Below are 16,302 nucleotides of genomic sequence, written 5' to 3'. Positions count from 1 at the left end.
TGGCACTCACTCACCCGGCTTCAAATTGATCTTATATAGCAGGATTGGCTTAGCAAATACCGTAAGTCTTCTAGTTGATAAGGTTCAGGAAGTTTTCGTCCATTTATAAGGATCGTGGGTGTAGCTACTATGTTTGCCATGTCACACCATTCTTTTTGTTTCTGGGTCGCAACTTTTAACCCCGGCTCGAATGTGACGGGGTAACGTTTCGCCCAGTCCTCATATCTACCATGTTTTCTGGTATACCAGTCATTAAGAGCAGATTCCAGTTTTTTCTGGTCAGCCATTTTATTTAGTGCGGTGAAATGTTTGGTAACAATGGCCATCCGATCTTTGTCATGGTCTGCAGTCGCGAACACTACACGTATCTGGAGATCATCTGGCAATGCAGGCGCAAACTCCGGCCGGGCTTGAAACTGAATTAAAGTATGCGTTAAACGGTCTGTTCTAGACTCAAGATTTATGATGTAGGGAATGATCATGCCTGAAGAATATTAGTTTAAGAGATTTTTTTTGAGTAATATCTTCCTAACCACAAGCTGTAAGCTTATGCTGCTGCGTACACTGTAAAAATGAATGCACTCGAAACTTCTGAAATTTGAGGTCCGAGGATATTAGAAAATCTTATCCGGAACGATAAAATGAATTTTTTCCAAGAAATGTCAAGACCCTCAGACAGCGTATGACAGTAGACGATGCGTTTAGATCAAAGATGGGAGACTGCCCGCGAACAACTCTCGCAGGGTTGTTTTGATACTCAGAAAGAGTCGGCGGCCATAAAAGCGATAACATAGAGGGAGATTTAAGGATGAATTGATTTGTTTGATATACCTAAGATAACTTTCATCCCTGACAAATGCAATTTTTTCAGAATCTTTTTTGCGAAAGTCCCACCGCCATCATATGCGGACTCCAGGCCAGCAGTTCTTCATTGCGCTCGGTGACACGGAGCAGTTCAAACATCTTCTCTTTCTGCCCGTCATTGCCACGGGTTTCAAAATATTTGCTGTCCAGCCAGATCATACCTTCGACCGCGTACAGTTCGGGCGTTGCGAAGCCTGCTTCGGTCAGTTCAGCTTTCAGATCTGCCGGTTTGTGAAAGTAAGCTTTTGGCAGCATCCCCGGAATATTTTCTAAGGGTTCGTGCGTACCTGTTTGCAGTTCCTGCATGCACATTTCCCTGAAGCCTGGCAGATGGATCATACCGTTCAACAACCCAACAACGGTTGATGCGCAGTGGTTAATGGCAAAGGCAAGCAATACACCGCCGGGCTTCAAAACCCGCCTGGCCTCGTCAAGCGCTTTCAGCCTGTCGGCACGGTTCTGCAGATGATACAGCGGTCCATGCAAAATCACGAGATCAATTGAAGCGTTCGCCAGGGGCAGGCTTCGGGCTTCTGCTTCGATTGCCTGAAACGTTTTGCGCAACTTTGCCGCCTTTTTTTTCGCAGTTGTAATATGCCGGGTCACGGGATCGATCAGCACCACATTGTGTCCAAGGCCGGCAAGCCAGGCAGCATAAACACCCGGACCGCCACCTATATCGGCAACCGCTACACCACTCTCCGGCAAATAACGGCTGATGAGTTCCTTATTCCGCTCAAACTCCAGGGGACCGAGTCCCAATTGAAGCCTGGCCTCTTCAGAGCCGCCTGAATAAAAGCCGTCGATTTCCGGATCGATCAGTGATGTATTGCCCATAATTTTGCTTTAACGCACAAATAAAAGACATTCCGCCGGTACGGCAAAATGTGACGAACACCTGTATATTAGCGATCAGAAGATCAGGATGGCAAAAATCAGATTAAAAGACATTGCGCAGGCGCTCGGCCTCTCCGTATCGACCATTTCAAAAGCGCTGCGTAACAGCCACGAAATTGGCGAAGAAACCGCCCGGCGTGTACTCGACTTTGCGCACAGTCATCACTATTTCCCGAACCGTTTGGCAAAGGGGCTCAAAGAGGGCCGATCGGGAACCATTGGCGTAGTGGTATGTGCGATCGACAATACCTTCGTATCCGGCATGCTGGAAGGTATTGACCGGGCATGCCAGGAAAAGGGCTACCAGATCATGATCATGCAGAGCAAGGAGTCTTCTGTGCAGGAACAATCGGCAATAGAGCTTTTAATTGCAAACGGAATAGACGGCCTGCTGATCTCACCTGCGCTTGAAACCGCTGATTTCTCACAACTGCTCAGCGTGCAGCAGCGTGGCGTGCCGGTTGTGCTCTTTGACCGTATCAGCGATCGCATCCAGACGCATCAGGTCGGTGCAAACAACTTCAAAGGTGCTTACGATGCTACGATGCATCTGCTCGACAAGGGCTACAGAAATCTGGCTTATATCCATGCCGGTACCGAGTTGAATTTTGCCACCCAGCGACTTAGTGGTTTCGAAACAGCCTTAGCTGAACGGGGCATCCCCCCGGCACACTACCAGGTGGCCGAATTGAAGATTAACGCGGCTTCCGGGGTACCCGAAGCACTTGAATCTGCGCTGCAAAAGATGCTGAACGCTAAACAGGCTCCTGATGCCATCCTGGCCGGAAGCGACCAGATCAGCACGGCCTGCCTGGGCATCCTGACGCGTATGCAGATCAAAATCCCCTATGACCTCGCCCTGATTGGCTTTAGCAATACCCGCCTGGCAGACGTCTTCAATCCTCCCCTGAGCACCATCAGTCAGCCGGGCGAAGAAATCGGTTACCTTGCAGCGGTGAAACTCATCTCGCTGCTATCCGGGAAACACGGCCGGCAGGAATTTGAAACAGTTCTGATGGATACACAGCTGCACATCCGCGCTTCGTCATCTCTTGCTAGAGGTCGACGAGTTTCATCTTCGGAACGAGTAACTTCATGATACACCATGCAGTAAGATAAGCCAGCGCGCAGATCGTAAACATGATCGTATAACCCGTCTCAATGTGACCTAAGGCTTTGTAATGATCAAACAGAGTTCCGCCAAGCATAGACACCACCACGCCGCCCATGCCACCGGCCATCCCCCCTATACCGGTTACAGAGCCTACCGTTTTCTTCGGAAACATGTCTGACACCGTTGTAAAAATATTGGCAGACCAGGCCTGGTGTGCGGATGCGCCAACACCGATAAGCAACACCGGAAGCCAGAAACTCAGGTGACCAAGGGGCTGTGCGGCGAGTACGACAAGCGGAAATAAGGCAATAATGAACATGGCACGCATACGGCCGTCATATGGTAAATAACCCTTTTTGATAAAGTACATCGGAAACCAGCCGCCGCCAATGCTCCCAAACATGGTCATGCTGTACAGCACCGCCAGAGGAATCATAATATCTGTGCCGGTAATGCCATACTGCGACTTGAGATAACCTGGCAGCCAGAAAAGAAAAAACCACCAGATGCCGTCTGTCATAAACTTACCGATCGCAAAGGCCCATGTCTGCCTGTATGTAAGCAGTTTTGCCCATGATACTTTTTCCGCGCGCTTTTCTTCGTTGAGCGTAGTTTTCTCAGACTCCCGTGGCTCATCACTGTAAATGTGATCAAGCTCAGCCTGTGAAAGCCGTTTCTGTTTTTCTGGCTTGTCATAGAGCCAGATCCAGAAAATGAGCCAGAGAAAACCAACACCGCCAATAATAAGAAAGGCGCTTTGCCAGCCCCAGTTCACGGCGATCCACGGCACGGTCAGCGGAGCCAGAATGGCCCCTACGTTTGAGCCGGAGTTGAAGATGCCGGTTGCAAGAGATCGCTCCCGTTTTGGAAAATATTCTGCTGTCGCCTTGATGGCAGCGGGGAAGTTACCCGATTCGCCAAAACCCAATGCTGCGCGCGCTACAATAAATCCAAGCACCGACACAGACATGGCAGCTACGCCAAACCAGCTCAGAATATCCATCAGTCCCTCACCGAGGGGTATCGCAAACGCGTGGAGAATTGCACCTAGCGACCAGACGATCAGCGCCAGCGTATAGCCATTTTTTGTACCGAGCCTGTCAATGATCCGGCCGGCAAACAGCATCGATAAGGCATACACAAACTGAAAAGCCGAGGTAATAATCGCGTAGTCTTTGTTTGTCCAGCCAAACTGCTCCTCAAGCGTCGGATGGAGCAGACTGAGAACCTGTCTGTCCAGGTAATTGATCGTTGTGGCAAAAAACAACAGGGCGCAGACTACCCAGCGGTAGCTGCCTATTTTGGAATGGCTCATAATTTTTGGTCTGTCTGGTCAGAATGAAATCGTTTTCAAAAACTAAAATACGTTTTAGCGTTGTAATAGCAAATATCCTGGATGATTTTACCCAGCCAGGCACGGTCGTTGGGAAGCAAGCCTTTTCTCACATCTTCGGCAAAGATCTGGCATAAAAGCCGACGGAAATAATCGTGTCTTGAATAAGACAGAAAACTGCGTGAATCTGTGAGCATACCAATAAAACAGGAAATAAGTCCCATTGTAGACAGGCTGTTGATCTGCTGTTCCATTCCATCTAACTGGTCGAGAAACCACCAGCCTGAACCAAACTGGATCTTTCCGCGAATGCCTTCGCCCTGGAAGTTACCGATCATGGTAGCAAAAACCGCATTATCGGCTGGATTCAGGTTGTAGATGACTGTCTTGGCCAGCCCATCCTCACTTTCTAGCGCGTTAAACAGTTTGGAGAGTCCGGTTGCCTGCGGATAATCGCCGATCGAATCATAACCGGCATCTGCGCCGATAGCGGCCATTTTCGCGCTGTTGTTGTTTCGAATGGCACCCAGGTGAAATTGCTGTACCCAACCCCGGGCTGCATACGCTTTGCCGAGAAAAATAAGCAGGTGGTAGGTGAAAGCATCGGCATACTTTGCTCCTTCCCGGTCATCGCCGCTCAGCACCGCACGCAACACGCGATCCAATGTTTCAACATCGGCATCTACCGCAGGAATCTGGTTCAGGCCATGGTCTGAAATCCGGCATCCCGCCGAATGGAAAAAGTCGATGCGGTTTTCAAGGGCACTTTTTAACGTCTCGATATTTGTAATCCCGATTCCGGCGGCAGCAGAAAGTTTGCTGATGTAATCCCGGTAATTCTGCCCCTGGCCTAATGCGAACGATTTATCCGGCCGGAAAGACGGAAGAACTTTGGTGTTTAAATCAGATGCTGCCAGGCTCTGGTGGTGCTCTAAGGAATCTGCCGGATCATCGGTTGTTCCGAGCATTTCGACCTTGAAGTGGCTGAGCAGCGATTTTGGCCTGAACGCTTCGGTTTGCAGGAGTTCGGTTGTACGGTCGTACACCTGATCCGCATTTTTTTCGCTTAAAAGATCTGTTATGCCAAATGGATTTTTGAGTTCCATGTGCGTCCAGTGGTACAGGGGGTTCCGCATGGTTAACGGAACACAGGCCGCCCATTTCTGAAACTTCTCCCTATCTGTTGCATTGCCTGTAATGGCACGTTCTTCTACGCCCAGCGTACGCATGGCCCGCCATTTATAGTGATCGCCGGCAAGCCATATCTTAGAGATATTCTCAAACGGCGTATTGGCGGCCAGCACATCGGGCGGCAGGTGTGAATGGTAATCGATTACCGGGAGGTCCCTGGCATAATCCTGATAAAATTGCACAGCAAGGTCGCTTTGCAGAAGGAAGTTGTCGTTGATAAATGCGTTCATATTATTCTATTCCATAACGGCCGCTAACACCAAGTTCGAGTCCGCGCAGTTCGGCCAGTCCGCGCAGCCTGCCAATTGCCGAATATCCGGGATTGGTAACCTTTGCCAGATCATCAAGCATCTGGTGGCCATGGTCGGGCCTGAACGGAATGGGCTCCTGCCTTGTATCATTTTCGGCTACCAGTGCTTTCATAATGGTATACATATTTACATCGCCACCCAGGTGGTCGGCTTCGTAAAAGTTTCCTTCGTCGTCTTTGGTTACATTGCGTAGGTGGGCAAAGTATACCCGTGATTTCACAGCTTCGAATATTTCAGGCAAATGATTGGCAGCGCCGGCTCCAAGCGACCCGGTACAGAAACATACACCATTAAACGGAAGGTCTACCTTTTTCAGCAGGTATTCAAAGTCTTCCTTACAGCTTACGATTCTTGGAAGACCCAGGATGGGGTAAGGCGGGTCATCGGGATGAATGGTCATCTTAATTCCTGATTCTTCGCAGACCTCTGCAATTGACGACAGAAAATAGACAAGATTTTCCTGCAGCCCTTCCCTCCCGATGCGCTGATATTCTTCGATACTCGATCGGAGGGTTTCCATTTCTATATCGACCTCATTTGGAATTCCCATGAGGATATTTTTGGTCAGGGTTTGTTTTTCAGCCTCATCCATGGCTGCAAAGCGGGCCCGGGCGGCATCTCGGACCTTCTCTGAATAATCAGCCTCGGCGCCGAGGCGCTGAAAAATAAACAGATCAAAAACTGCAAGGTCGGTCCAGTTAAAATAAAGCGCTTTGGAACCGTCTTTCATCACCAGGTCGAGCTGGGTCCTTGTCCAGTCGAGCACCGGCATAAAATTGTAGCACACCGTCCTGATACCGCATTCAGCGAGATTTTTCAGGCTGATCTTATAATTCTCAATATACTTATCTGCATCGGGCCTCCGGGTCTTGATGGCTTCATGAACGGGTACACTTTCTACCACAACCCACTCCAGACCGGCATCTTCAATAATATTTTTTCTTTCAAGGATATCTTCCAGCGGCCAGATTTCGCCGTGAGGAACATGATGCAGTGCAGTGACCACACCGGTGGCACCTGCCTGCTTTACATCCTGAAGCGTGACCGGATCATTTGGTCCGTACCACCTCCAGCTTTGTTTTAATTTCATAATTGCGTTCTTATTTATACACCGCTGTAGGCGTTGAATCCGCCGTCTACAACAATGGTTTCACCGTTAACAAAACCTGACGCATCGCTTAACAGGTAAACGAGTGTTCCGGTAAGCTCGACAGGGTTGCCAAGCCTGCCATAAGGCGTATTGGTTACGAACTTCTGTGCACGTTCCGTGTACGAACCGTCCGGATTAGTCAGCAGATCCTTGTTTTGTTCAGTTAGAAATACACCAGGTGCAATCGCATTTACACGAACCTTATCGCCGTAGCGCTGTGCCAGCTCGACCGCCATCCATTTTGTGTACCCCTCTATAGCCGTTTTGGCAATGGTGTAACCCAGCACCCGCGTTATCGGCCTTTGTGCCGCGAGCGAGGAAATATTGATGATACTTCCTTTTCCCTGCGCTGCGATCACCTTACCGAATACATGCGTAGGAAGGACAGTTCCAAAAAGATTCAGTTCCACTGCCTGCCGGGTATCGTTCATGTTTGCAGCGAAAAGATCCTGGTTCGGCGCAATCACCGCACCGGGGATATTTCCACCCGCAGCATTAACCAGTCCGTCTATCCGGCCCCACTTTGCCAGGATTGTTTCGCGGGCGTCAATCAGGGCCTGTTCATCCAGTACATCGCAGATAAGCGATAAAGCGTCAGCGCCGGCTGACTGCGCAAGCGCTACACGTGCCTGAGCACGTTCCTCATTTCTGCCGACTATGGCAACCTTCGCTCCTGCCTGTGCAACGGCAAGCACGAATGCTTCGCCAAGTACCCCTGTTGCGCCGGTAATTACGATAACTTTTTCTTCCAGTGAAAACGGATTCTGATAGTTTGTCATTCAGCTAATATTTGGTTTTTCGCAGCGGATTGAGCCGTTACTGGTTTCAATTTTAAGAAAATAATCTCCTGCAAACCGAACATCCCGTTAAAATATTTACGAAAACGTTTGCGTAAATAATTGACGCGCAGCGTTGACCGTTTCGGCCAATTTCGGCAATTTTACGCCACACCAGATAACGCTTGCATGAGTCAGAACGAACGGATCTTAATTTTTGGAGAATTACTCTTACGGTTCAGCTCACCCGGCGATACCTTTATCAATAGCTCCAACCTCGCAAAGGTTTTTGTAGGCGGTGCAGAAGCAAATGCCGCTGCTTCGCTCGGTCAGTGGGGCGTTCCCTGTTCCTACATGTCAAGAGTACCTGAAAATGCTCTTGCCCGGCAGGCACTGGCTGAACTTGAGAAACGCGGCGTCGATACGGCCGCTACCTTGCTGGGAGGAGATCGCCTGGGGCAATACTTCCTATTGTCTGCCAATGGCCTTTCTAAAGGCGAAGTTGTTTATGACCGCAAATATTCGTCATTTTCTGAATTGCAGCCGGGAATGGTAGACTGGGAGACGGTTCTAAAACCTTACACCAGGTTTCACTGGACCGCCCTTACCCCTGCACTCAATGAGCACATGGCAGCAGTCTGCAAAGAAGCCCTTGAGGCAGCCCGAAAACTGGGTCTCAGCATTTCAGTCGACCTTAATTACCGGAACAGGCTCTGGAACTTTGGCAAAGAACCGCTCGATGTAATGCCTGAGCTGGTTGAATACTGTGATGTAGTAATGGGTAACATCTGGGCAGCTGCAAAAATGCTCGGTATCCCCGTCGATGATTCGCTTAACCGCGACACCCCCGCTGAAACTTACAAAGTACATGCTGCCGGGTCGGCAAAAACCCTTATGCAAAACTTTCCCAACTGCAGGCACGTTGCTTATACATTCCGGTTTATGGACAACCCCGCACATAACCTTTTTTACGGCACTTATCATCACGATGGGGAAGACTTTTTCTCGCCGGTTTACGAAACTAACGCGGTTACAGACCGCATTGGCAGCGGCGACGCCTTCATGGCTGGATTACTCTTCGCCCTGTGCGAACAGAAAACCGGTCAGGAAACAATAAACCTGGCTACAGCCGCCGGTTATCAGAAATTATTTGTTGCCGGCGATTTCGGCAACGGTGCACTTTAACAACCAGACCATGCAAGTTACACAGCTAGATCATATCCTTCAGCTTCCGGTTATCCCGGTTTACTATCATGACAATCCTGATACCTGCGCAGATACCGTTCGCGCCTGCTACCGCGGCGGCATCAGGACTTTTGAATTTACTAACCGGGGAGACGCCGCAGCAGCTAACTTCTCTGCGTTATTGAAACTTCGTGCTTCCGAAATGCCTGATCTTAAACTGGGTATAGGCACCATCAAGACACCGGCAGAGGCAGAGCGTTTTATCGAACTTGGAGCCGACTTTATTGTTAGCCCGATTGTGAACCGTGAAGTGGCCGCGGTTGCTGCGCAGTCCGGGTCACTATGGATTCCAGGCTGCATGACCCCCACCGAAATAGCGCTGGCTGAAGATCTTGGTGCATCGCTTGTCAAACTTTTTCCGGGAGACACGCTCGGTCCGGGATTTCTGAAGGCCATAAAACCACTGTTCAAATCGCTCAGGTTTATGCCTACCGGCGGAGTCGAACCCACAGAAGAAAGTATCACGCGGTGGTTTGATGCCGGTGTGAGTGCCGTCGGTCTAGGTTCGAAACTGTTTGCCAATCTTGATGGTGGATATGAGGTACTTGAAAACCGATGCAGAACCGTGTTAAGTTACCTGCAGCGCTAATGATGCTCAGGTATCAACGCAAGCAAACGATTCGCCAGGTCATCAACATTCGTGTCTGAATTACTCAAAACAACAACACCCCGGCCGGAGCCAGGTTTAAACCCGAGATAAGAGCTGAAGCCCGCCGTGCCGCCGTTGTGCCACACGAGGTCGTGCCTGCCGTCAATAATCCAGCAAAGTCCTGAACCGCGCAGCCCTGACCCGGCTATACGCTGCTGAGCGAGCCTGGAGACAGCCAAACGCGGCTTTAGATTTTCTTTCACGTAACTTACCATATCGGGAAGGTTCGACTTCAGTCCGCCCGCCGCATTAAAATCGTTCATCGTCCACATGCTGGTGGCAGCGCCCGTCTGGCCATTATATCCGACCGCTTTCGTGCCCCTGGCCTGGTTTGCATCAAAGGTAGTATGTTGCATACCCAGAGGTGATAGCACAACTGTCCGGATCTGCTCATCAACAGGCATTTTCATTGCAGATTCCAATACCAAGCCGAGAATCGCGATGCCGAGATTGCTGTACAACTCCCGAACACCCGGTAACGTGTCTGGTTTCAAATCAGACAAATAATTCAGCAAGGCGGTCCGGCTATAAGAACGGTAAGGATCAGACCTCGAATAACCCGCCTGGCTTTCAAAATTGGCAGGCATACGCGGTAAACCGGAGCGATGTGATGCAAGCTGCCTTACGGTGATCGGCTTCCCATTGAATTCCAGACCTGGAAACTTCCCGGGAAGATATTTCCTGATGTCTTCGTCCAGGCTGATCTTTCCGGACCGCAGGGCAGCTGCAAGGACTGCCCCTGTAAACGTTTTGCTGATCGACCCGATTTCGAAAAGGGTTTCAGGGTTCACATGTGTAGCCTGGTTACGTACCGGCGATCCGTAATACAATGTGTCACATCTGCTGTCATTAACAAGGGCGATGGCCATAGCCGAATTACCGGCAAACGACATGAAGTCGCGTACCAGGGAATCGGCGGTCTTCAGGTAAGGCTTGTCTTGCGGATTGTTCGTGTATATCTTCCCGGCATTATTCAGCGGCTTCCACATCATGTATGTGATTTTACGTTCCCGATCGAGCGAAATCACAAGCGAGCGAATACCGTGTTCAAATCTTGCCTTATAAAAAAACTGGTCGTTCTGTCGGTGAAGAGAACGCCAGCTAACGATCCTGCCAAGGGGCGCCCGCATATTCTGACTGAAAAACGCAGTTATACTGGCCTCAGACACGTTGTTTCTGAAGCCTGTGCTGAGCATGTTATAAAGCTTGGGGTAACCGGCAGCGTTATATGCCTCTGTAAGACCGTTCACAACCGAATCCACCTGTACCGAAAGCTGAGCAGAAGCCATTCCCGGTAACACAACAAGAAGAAAGCCTAAAAGATGCCTGTTCATGTTCATAGGATTACGTGATCAGCCGATTGCAACAACCTGCCGGAAAATTATTTCGCCGCAGCAACAGCCACGCTTACGCGCGAATCGGCGCAGCCGTAATAAAGGTACCATTTCTTGTCTTTCAGTACCATGCCTTCGATAAACACTGTCCCAGCGGGGTATTGACCACTCTTTTCAAAGTCTTCAACCGGAAAAAAGAATGGCTTGTCGAGGCGTGAAACAAATTTAAGAGGATCCTTCACATCAAAAAGCGCCTGGCCTGCGGTATAGGTATTTCGCGGAAAATCCGGGCTGGCGTTTTCATTACCAAGATTTTTGCCGTTGTACAAAAGCACGACGCCCTGATTTGTCCAGATTGCCGGCGGACCGCATTCGGTGAGGTCGCTGTCAAAGTAGCCTTTGCGGGGAGACATCAGAATCTTAAGACTGCCATCTTTATTGACAAGCGGCTCCCAATTGACAAGATCTGAGGAAACTGCTGCATACACATGGCGTTCACCCCAGTACATAAGGTATTTCCCATTGTATTTAGCCATAATCTGTTTACCGCCCACAACCCGGGTTAGCACAGATGCTGATTTTGACGCGATGTTATGAAACCGGCCGCCGTGCGCATGCCGGAAAACCGGCCCGTGTTTTTTCCAGTGTATAAAGTCTTTGCTTGTGGCTGCACCAATACGCGGAACTTTATTGTTCCACTGCGTGTAGAGTACCAGGTAAGTGCCATCTGAAGTGACGCTAACTCTCGGATCCTCACAACCGCCTTTCCATTCAAATTCACGCTGTTCGTCATCACCGGGAAAAAGCACAGGCTCAGGCCTGCGGGTAAAGCTGAGTCCGTCAGCACTTTCGGCAAGACCGAGTCTCGATGTACGGTGGCCTATACGGATGCCTGATTTGTCTTCTGCTCTGTACAGGACATATATTTTGCCATCTTTAATGGCAGCACCGGGGTTGAAGGTATCATTGGCCTGCCAGGCTACAGGCTGCCCGGTCATCGGATCATTAAATTTCGTGGTACTGTCTGGTGAGATCACCGGATTGACCCCTTGAGGACGAACAAAGGGCCCGAAGGCCCATTTAGGAAGTTCTGAAGACTGCTGCGCGATTGCCTGGAGGCTGAACGGCAACAGCAGGTACAACAGGTATTTTTTCATGGCTTTGTGATTAGTCCCATCTAATATTTAAAAACTTTTCCGTTTACGACGACTTCCTGGCGTTTTTCATCGAAAGTTGCCTTACCGCCGGTACGAACAGCAGCATTGGTCATGATATTGGCAATGGAATGGTAATACCCCGCTTCTACAGGCGCGTTTGTCTCCTTACGGCTACGAATGCATTCCATCCAGTTACGCATGTGAGCAGAGCTGAGGGCATCGCCACCCGTGTTTGCAGATGCGGCTACCGGTGTAGCAAGGCCCGGTAAGCTGGTCTCGGGCAATAAATTAGCCTGCATGTTCATCGCTTTCGCCGCATTGGCAGTAAGTCCTCCTTTTGGCGATATCTTGTTGGTAATCAGGTTAAGCTCACCGCCATTTGAATAATAGATTTCAGCAGGGCGTTCATCACCATTATGCATCCGTGAGGTGAAAACAACCTGGAATCCATTCTGCATATCGTTTTCCGGCCCATAGTCAAATACCGCAGTTGTCGTATCCCAGTTACGGCGCCCGTCTTTCCATTGATAGATGCCACCGTTCGCGGTTACACTTCGCGGATGTTTTAAACCCGTAAACCAATGCACGGTATCGATCTGGTGCGACATCCATTGCCCCGGCATTCCAGAGGAATAAGGCCAGAACAACCGGTATTCAAGGTATTTACGGGGATCCCAGGCTTCGAACGGCCGGTTGATCAGGAAACGTTTCCAGTCTGTATCCTGTTCTCTCAGCTTTTCAACAAGTGCCGGCCGGCGCCAGCGACCCGGCTGATTTACGTTCCAGCTTAGCTCAACCATGGTGATTCCGCCAAACTTCCCGTCTTTGATAAACTGCGCTGCCGCTTTGTAATTGTTACCGCTTCGGCGCTGTGAACCAATCTGTACAATTTGTTTAGATGCCTTGATCGCTTTAAGAGCGGCCTTGTTGTCGTCCATCGTTTCGGCAAAAGGCTTCTCGCAATAAACATCACATTTTGCCTGCACCGCCTCAATAGCATGCATGGCATGCTGAAAGTCAGCTGTGCTTACAATTACGGCATCAAGGTCTTTCAGGTTGTAAAGTTCTTCGTTGTTGCGACAGGCAGTGATGTCATGGCCAAACTTCGACTTCAGGTGGTCTACGCCCAGTCCGCGCCTGTAGTTCCACAAATCTGAAACTGCCACCATGTCAAAGTTCAGCTCTTTATTATGATGAAGAAAACATGGTAACAGGGTATCTTTAAAACGGTCTGAAAAACCGACCACCCCTACCCTGACACGGTCGTTGGCTCCGATAATGTTTGCATAACTTTTTGCGCTGAATCCCATGGCGCCAAGGTATGTTCCGGCAGTTGCAATTGCCGACTTTTTAATAAAATCTCTTCTTGTTGTTGACATATTTGGTTTTGTTTGGTAGGTTCCCGGACATAGCCCATGGACTATAGTCTCATACTACAGACCATGGGCAATACTATCGACTATAACATCTTGATTTTCAAGCTTCTGAATGAGACACGATCGCCGTGGTCCTGAAGAAGAATGTGGCCCTTCGGTGCCATACCGAAGTTAGGCCAGTTTTTGTACTTGCTGATGGCCACAAGGTCGAGAAATTCTTTAGAACCGCGTGTGTATTCGATAACTTTTTGACCATTCAGCCAGTGTTCTACCCGTTTGTCAGGAAACACACGCAGCACGCCCTGGTTCCATTCCCCGATGGGGCGTAGAACGTTGGCAGGTCTTTTTGATTTGATCAGGTCGTATACAGACGCAAGGGTGCGGTTGCCATCGCGACCGAGTTTTGCATCAGGATGTACCTCGTCGTCAAGCACCTGGTATTCCAACCCGATAGCAGAGCCTTTGTTTCCCTCACTTTCGGTAACAAAATATTTCACACCGCTGTTAGCGCCTTTCGTAAGCCTGAAATCAAACTTCAGTTCAAATGCAGCATATTGGCTTTCGGTTACAATGTCGCCGCCGTTTGTAGACTCGCCGCCATCAGCTTTGACAACACTCAGTTCGCCGTTTTCGATGGCCCAGCCCTTTGCAGGAAATGTCTTTTTGTAAGCTCCACGCCAGCCTTTTGTGGTTTTACCATCCCAGAGCAGGCTGAATCCCTGCGCTTTTTCAAGCGGCGAAACGTAGTTCGGAATCGTATTCACAACAAAGATGCGGTCTGCCGGCGCTGCTTTGATACCACTGGTCTGGATACGGATATTGCGCCAGCGAATCTGTTTGCCAGGCTGGTCGTTTTTACCAATTGAGTGCACCTGCAGGGCAATGAATCCCTCAGGGGTTTTGTCATCCACGAGGCAGGCGGTCGGCACACCGTTCAGCCAGGTCCGGATCTGGTTGCCAATACATTCGATTTTGTATTTATTCCACTGATTATTTTTGAAGGCATTTTTTGCAAGCGGATTAATTTCCATAGGGTACAGCCACCCGCGTCTCGCCTCATCATAAATACCGCCGCTCCATGCTCTTGCAGATGGATCGACTTCTGCCTGGTAGCCATGAACACGTCCGTTCTGGTAGTCGGTACGGCTTTCACTTCTGAACTGTATGCCCGAATTCATTGCCGGATCAACGAACAGTTCGAGCTCCAGTACAAAATCACCGTAATTTTTCTGCGTTGCCAGAAAAGAGTTTGGCTCGCCGGCAACAGTTGTTCCCACGATTTCTCCGTTCTTTACTTCATACTTTGCTTTGCCGTTAAGCTGCTTCCATCCCGACAGGTCTTTACCGTTAAACAGGTTCACCCAGCCACGGCTGCTCTGCCCGTAAGCAGTAGCCTGCGAAACAACGGCAAGGAAAAGACAGGGTAACAGGAATCTCATTTTCATATATTCGAATTGGTTTAAATATTCAGTTTATATCTGGTTATTTGTGTGCGGTTAGCTAAATCAATTTTAAGAAAATATATCCCTGCCTGCCAGAAATACACGAAAAATTTACGAAAACGATTGCGTAACAAAAAAGCCCGTGCTTGAGGCAACGGGCTTGACTATCATGTTAGCAATAAAGGTCAGGCAACATCGGCCCGGAACATTACAGCGCCTACTGTAAGATTGTTCCGGCTGTCGACCAGAATGGCGGCTCCGTTTTCCCGGCTGTCATCATACAGGTCGAAAGGCAGTTCATCGGCAGTTTTCAATATCACTCTGCCAATATCATTCAAACGGAACTCGTCTGAACTATGCTTTTCAAGGGTGTTGATGTCTATCTTGTAAATGATCTCACTTACTTTACAACGCGTTAGTTTGCTGTTGTGCTGAAGAAAATAGGTAAGAGAGGGATCAAGTGCCCGGGTATCCATCCAGCACAGATCGGCTTCGATCATTTTCGATTGAAGCGGCAGGTTTTCAGCATTTACGATAAGATCACCACGGCTGATGTCAATATCATCCTTCAGGTGAATGGTAACTGACTGTCCGGCCTGTGCCTCTTCAGGCTGCTGATCGAAGATTTCTATCCTCGATATAACCGAGCTGCTTCCGCCAGGCAGTACCGTAACCCGGTCATTTACACGGAACTTACCGGCTGCAATGCGACCGGCATAACCGCGGTAATCATGCAGCGCATCTGTTTGCGGCCGGATAACCCACTGTACAGGAAACCGGGAAAGCTTTACATCATCATCAGCCTCAATCTCAACAGTCTCAAGAAAATGCAGCAGGCTTTCGCCGCCGTACCAGACCATCCGCTCAGATTTTTGCACAACGTTATCGCCTTTGAGCGCGCTTACAGGGATAAATGTTACATCTTTCAGGTTCAGCTGCCCGGCAAGAATGCGGTATTTGTCGGTAATTGCAGAAAACACAGTTTCACTGTAATCGACCATATCCATCTTATTGATGCAAACTACCACGTGTTTTATACCCAGTAACGATACAAGGTATGAATGCCTGATGGTCTGTTCGACCACGCCGTTTCTTGCGTCGATCAGAATAATAGCCAGCGTAGCCGTCGAGGCACCCGTAACCATATTCCGGGTATATTGAATATGTCCCGGCGTGTCTGCAATGATAAATTTGCGTTTATCTGTCTGAAAGTATTTGTAGGCAACATCAATGGTAATGCCCTGCTCGCGCTCGGCGCGCAAACCATCTGTCAGAATAGCCAGATCAATAGTTCCGTCGTCATTCTTGCGGTTTGAACTTTGAAGCGCCTCCAGCTGATCGGCAAGGATAGAGTCCGTATCGTATAACATACGGCCTATCAGGGTGCTTTTGCCATCATCGACACTTCCTGCCGTAAAAAATTTTAAGATATTCATATGTATATCGCCGGGCAGAGCCGGTGT

14 protein-coding genes are annotated in these 16,302 nt (G+C 49.4%); 3 read left to right on the top strand and 11 right to left on the bottom strand.

The genetic code is table 11. The annotated features are described in order from the left end of the window. Nucleotides 1-20: 20 nt before the first annotated feature. Together EJV45_RS07515 and EJV45_RS07510 are read right to left on the bottom strand one after the other, a co-directional pair. Complete coding sequence (locus tag EJV45_RS07515) at nt 21-482, bottom strand: thioredoxin domain-containing protein (RefSeq protein ID WP_129715043.1); 462 nt, start codon at nt 480-482, stop codon at nt 21-23. A gap of 385 nt (nt 483-867) precedes the next feature. Beyond that, a complete protein-coding gene (locus EJV45_RS07510) occupies nt 868-1,701 on the bottom strand; it encodes a class I SAM-dependent methyltransferase (protein WP_129715042.1) in 834 nt (277 codons plus the stop codon). An 88-nt stretch (nt 1,702-1,789) separates the two neighbouring features. Between EJV45_RS07510 and EJV45_RS07505 the strand changes: the two genes are divergently transcribed. Further along, nucleotides 1,790-2,860, top strand: coding sequence for a LacI family DNA-binding transcriptional regulator (locus EJV45_RS07505; protein ID WP_129715041.1), 1,071 nt, complete (start codon nt 1,790-1,792; stop codon nt 2,858-2,860). Here the strand turns inward: EJV45_RS07505 and EJV45_RS07500 are convergent. From EJV45_RS07500 to EJV45_RS07485, 4 genes are read right to left on the bottom strand one after another with little or no spacing between them, the layout of a single operon-like run. Beyond that, entirely contained in the window at nt 2,817-4,190 is a 1,374-nt protein-coding gene (locus EJV45_RS07500) for an MFS transporter (RefSeq protein ID WP_129715040.1), read from the bottom strand. The genes EJV45_RS07505 and EJV45_RS07500 overlap by 44 nt on opposite strands. Before the next feature lie 35 nt (nt 4,191-4,225). Then, entirely contained in the window at nt 4,226-5,629 is a 1,404-nt protein-coding gene (gene uxaC, locus EJV45_RS07495) for a glucuronate isomerase (protein ID WP_129715039.1), read from the bottom strand. A 1-nt stretch (nt 5,630) separates the two neighbouring features. Then, on the bottom strand, nt 5,631-6,800 hold the full coding sequence (gene uxuA, locus EJV45_RS07490; RefSeq protein ID WP_129715038.1) for a mannonate dehydratase: 1,170 nt from the start codon (nt 6,798-6,800) through the stop codon (nt 5,631-5,633). Nucleotides 6,801-6,814: 14 nt separating this feature from the next. Next, nucleotides 6,815-7,639: an SDR family oxidoreductase gene (locus EJV45_RS07485; protein ID WP_129715037.1), complete on the bottom strand. Its 825-nt coding sequence runs from the start codon at nt 7,637-7,639 to the stop codon at nt 6,815-6,817. Between the two features lie 186 nt (nt 7,640-7,825). Between EJV45_RS07485 and EJV45_RS07480 the strand changes: the two genes are divergently transcribed. Beyond that, the gene (locus EJV45_RS07480) at nt 7,826-8,821 is read left to right on the top strand and encodes a sugar kinase (RefSeq protein WP_129715036.1); all 996 of its coding nucleotides are present in this window, start codon (nt 7,826-7,828) and stop codon (nt 8,819-8,821) included. A gap of 10 nt (nt 8,822-8,831) precedes the next feature. Further along, a complete protein-coding gene (locus tag EJV45_RS07475) occupies nt 8,832-9,470 on the top strand; it encodes a bifunctional 4-hydroxy-2-oxoglutarate aldolase/2-dehydro-3-deoxy-phosphogluconate aldolase (protein WP_129715035.1) in 639 nt (212 codons plus the stop codon). Here the strand turns inward: EJV45_RS07475 and EJV45_RS07470 are convergent. From EJV45_RS07470 to EJV45_RS07450, 5 genes are all read right to left on the bottom strand, one after another. Further along, nucleotides 9,467-10,864: a serine hydrolase gene (locus EJV45_RS07470; RefSeq protein ID WP_165305009.1), complete on the bottom strand. Its 1,398-nt coding sequence runs from the start codon at nt 10,862-10,864 to the stop codon at nt 9,467-9,469. The two genes, EJV45_RS07475 and EJV45_RS07470, sit on opposite strands and share 4 nt — an antisense overlap. A gap of 47 nt (nt 10,865-10,911) precedes the next feature. Continuing rightward, entirely contained in the window at nt 10,912-12,021 is a 1,110-nt protein-coding gene (locus EJV45_RS07465) for a glycoside hydrolase family 130 protein (RefSeq protein ID WP_129715033.1), read from the bottom strand. 20 nt (nt 12,022-12,041) lie between these two features. After that, nucleotides 12,042-13,400: a Gfo/Idh/MocA family protein gene (locus tag EJV45_RS07460; protein WP_129715032.1), complete on the bottom strand. Its 1,359-nt coding sequence runs from the start codon at nt 13,398-13,400 to the stop codon at nt 12,042-12,044. An 80-nt stretch (nt 13,401-13,480) separates the two neighbouring features. Further along, nucleotides 13,481-14,842 carry a DUF1080 domain-containing protein gene (locus EJV45_RS07455; protein WP_129715031.1) on the bottom strand — a complete coding sequence of 454 codons (1,362 nt, stop codon included), beginning with the start codon at nt 14,840-14,842 and terminating at the stop codon, nt 13,481-13,483. A gap of 182 nt (nt 14,843-15,024) precedes the next feature. Then, the gene (locus EJV45_RS07450; RefSeq protein WP_129715030.1) at nt 15,025-16,275 is read right to left on the bottom strand and encodes a sulfate adenylyltransferase subunit 1; all 1,251 of its coding nucleotides are present in this window, start codon (nt 16,273-16,275) and stop codon (nt 15,025-15,027) included. Nucleotides 16,276-16,302: the final 27 nt, after the last annotated feature.

Origin of the sequence: Pedobacter sp. SYP-B3415, assembly GCF_004138205.1 — a bacterium.
Classification (GTDB): domain Bacteria; phylum Bacteroidota; class Bacteroidia; order Sphingobacteriales; family Sphingobacteriaceae; genus Pedobacter.
The sequence above is the reverse complement of the archived record's forward strand: the minus strand, read 5'-3'. Positions and strand labels throughout refer to the sequence as shown.

Excerpts from the sequence above, each read along its gene's own strand:
- EJV45_RS07485 (WP_129715037.1), bottom strand. The coding sequence starts at position 7,639 with ATGACAAACTATCAGAATCCGTTTTCACTGGAAGAAAAAGTTATCGTA.
- uxaC (WP_129715039.1), bottom strand. The coding sequence starts at position 5,629 with ATGAACGCATTTATCAACGACAACTTCCTTCTGCAAAGCGACCTTGCT.
- EJV45_RS07510 (WP_129715042.1), bottom strand. The coding sequence starts at position 1,701 with ATGGGCAATACATCACTGATCGATCCGGAAATCGACGGCTTTTATTCA.
- uxuA (WP_129715038.1), bottom strand. The coding sequence starts at position 6,800 with ATGAAATTAAAACAAAGCTGGAGGTGGTACGGACCAAATGATCCGGTC.
- EJV45_RS07470 (WP_165305009.1), bottom strand. The coding sequence starts at position 10,864 with ATGAACAGGCATCTTTTAGGCTTTCTTCTTGTTGTGTTACCGGGAATG.
- EJV45_RS07480 (WP_129715036.1), top strand. The coding sequence starts at position 7,826 with ATGAGTCAGAACGAACGGATCTTAATTTTTGGAGAATTACTCTTACGG.
- EJV45_RS07465 (WP_129715033.1), bottom strand. The coding sequence starts at position 12,021 with ATGAAAAAATACCTGTTGTACCTGCTGTTGCCGTTCAGCCTCCAGGCA.
- EJV45_RS07505 (WP_129715041.1), top strand. The coding sequence starts at position 1,790 with ATGGCAAAAATCAGATTAAAAGACATTGCGCAGGCGCTCGGCCTCTCC.
- EJV45_RS07455 (WP_129715031.1), bottom strand. The coding sequence starts at position 14,842 with ATGAAAATGAGATTCCTGTTACCCTGTCTTTTCCTTGCCGTTGTTTCG.
- EJV45_RS07500 (WP_129715040.1), bottom strand. The coding sequence starts at position 4,190 with ATGAGCCATTCCAAAATAGGCAGCTACCGCTGGGTAGTCTGCGCCCTG.
- EJV45_RS07450 (WP_129715030.1), bottom strand. The coding sequence starts at position 16,275 with ATGAATATCTTAAAATTTTTTACGGCAGGAAGTGTCGATGATGGCAAA.
- EJV45_RS07475 (WP_129715035.1), top strand. The coding sequence starts at position 8,832 with ATGCAAGTTACACAGCTAGATCATATCCTTCAGCTTCCGGTTATCCCG.
- EJV45_RS07460 (WP_129715032.1), bottom strand. The coding sequence starts at position 13,400 with ATGTCAACAACAAGAAGAGATTTTATTAAAAAGTCGGCAATTGCAACT.
- EJV45_RS07515 (WP_129715043.1), bottom strand. The coding sequence starts at position 482 with ATGATCATTCCCTACATCATAAATCTTGAGTCTAGAACAGACCGTTTA.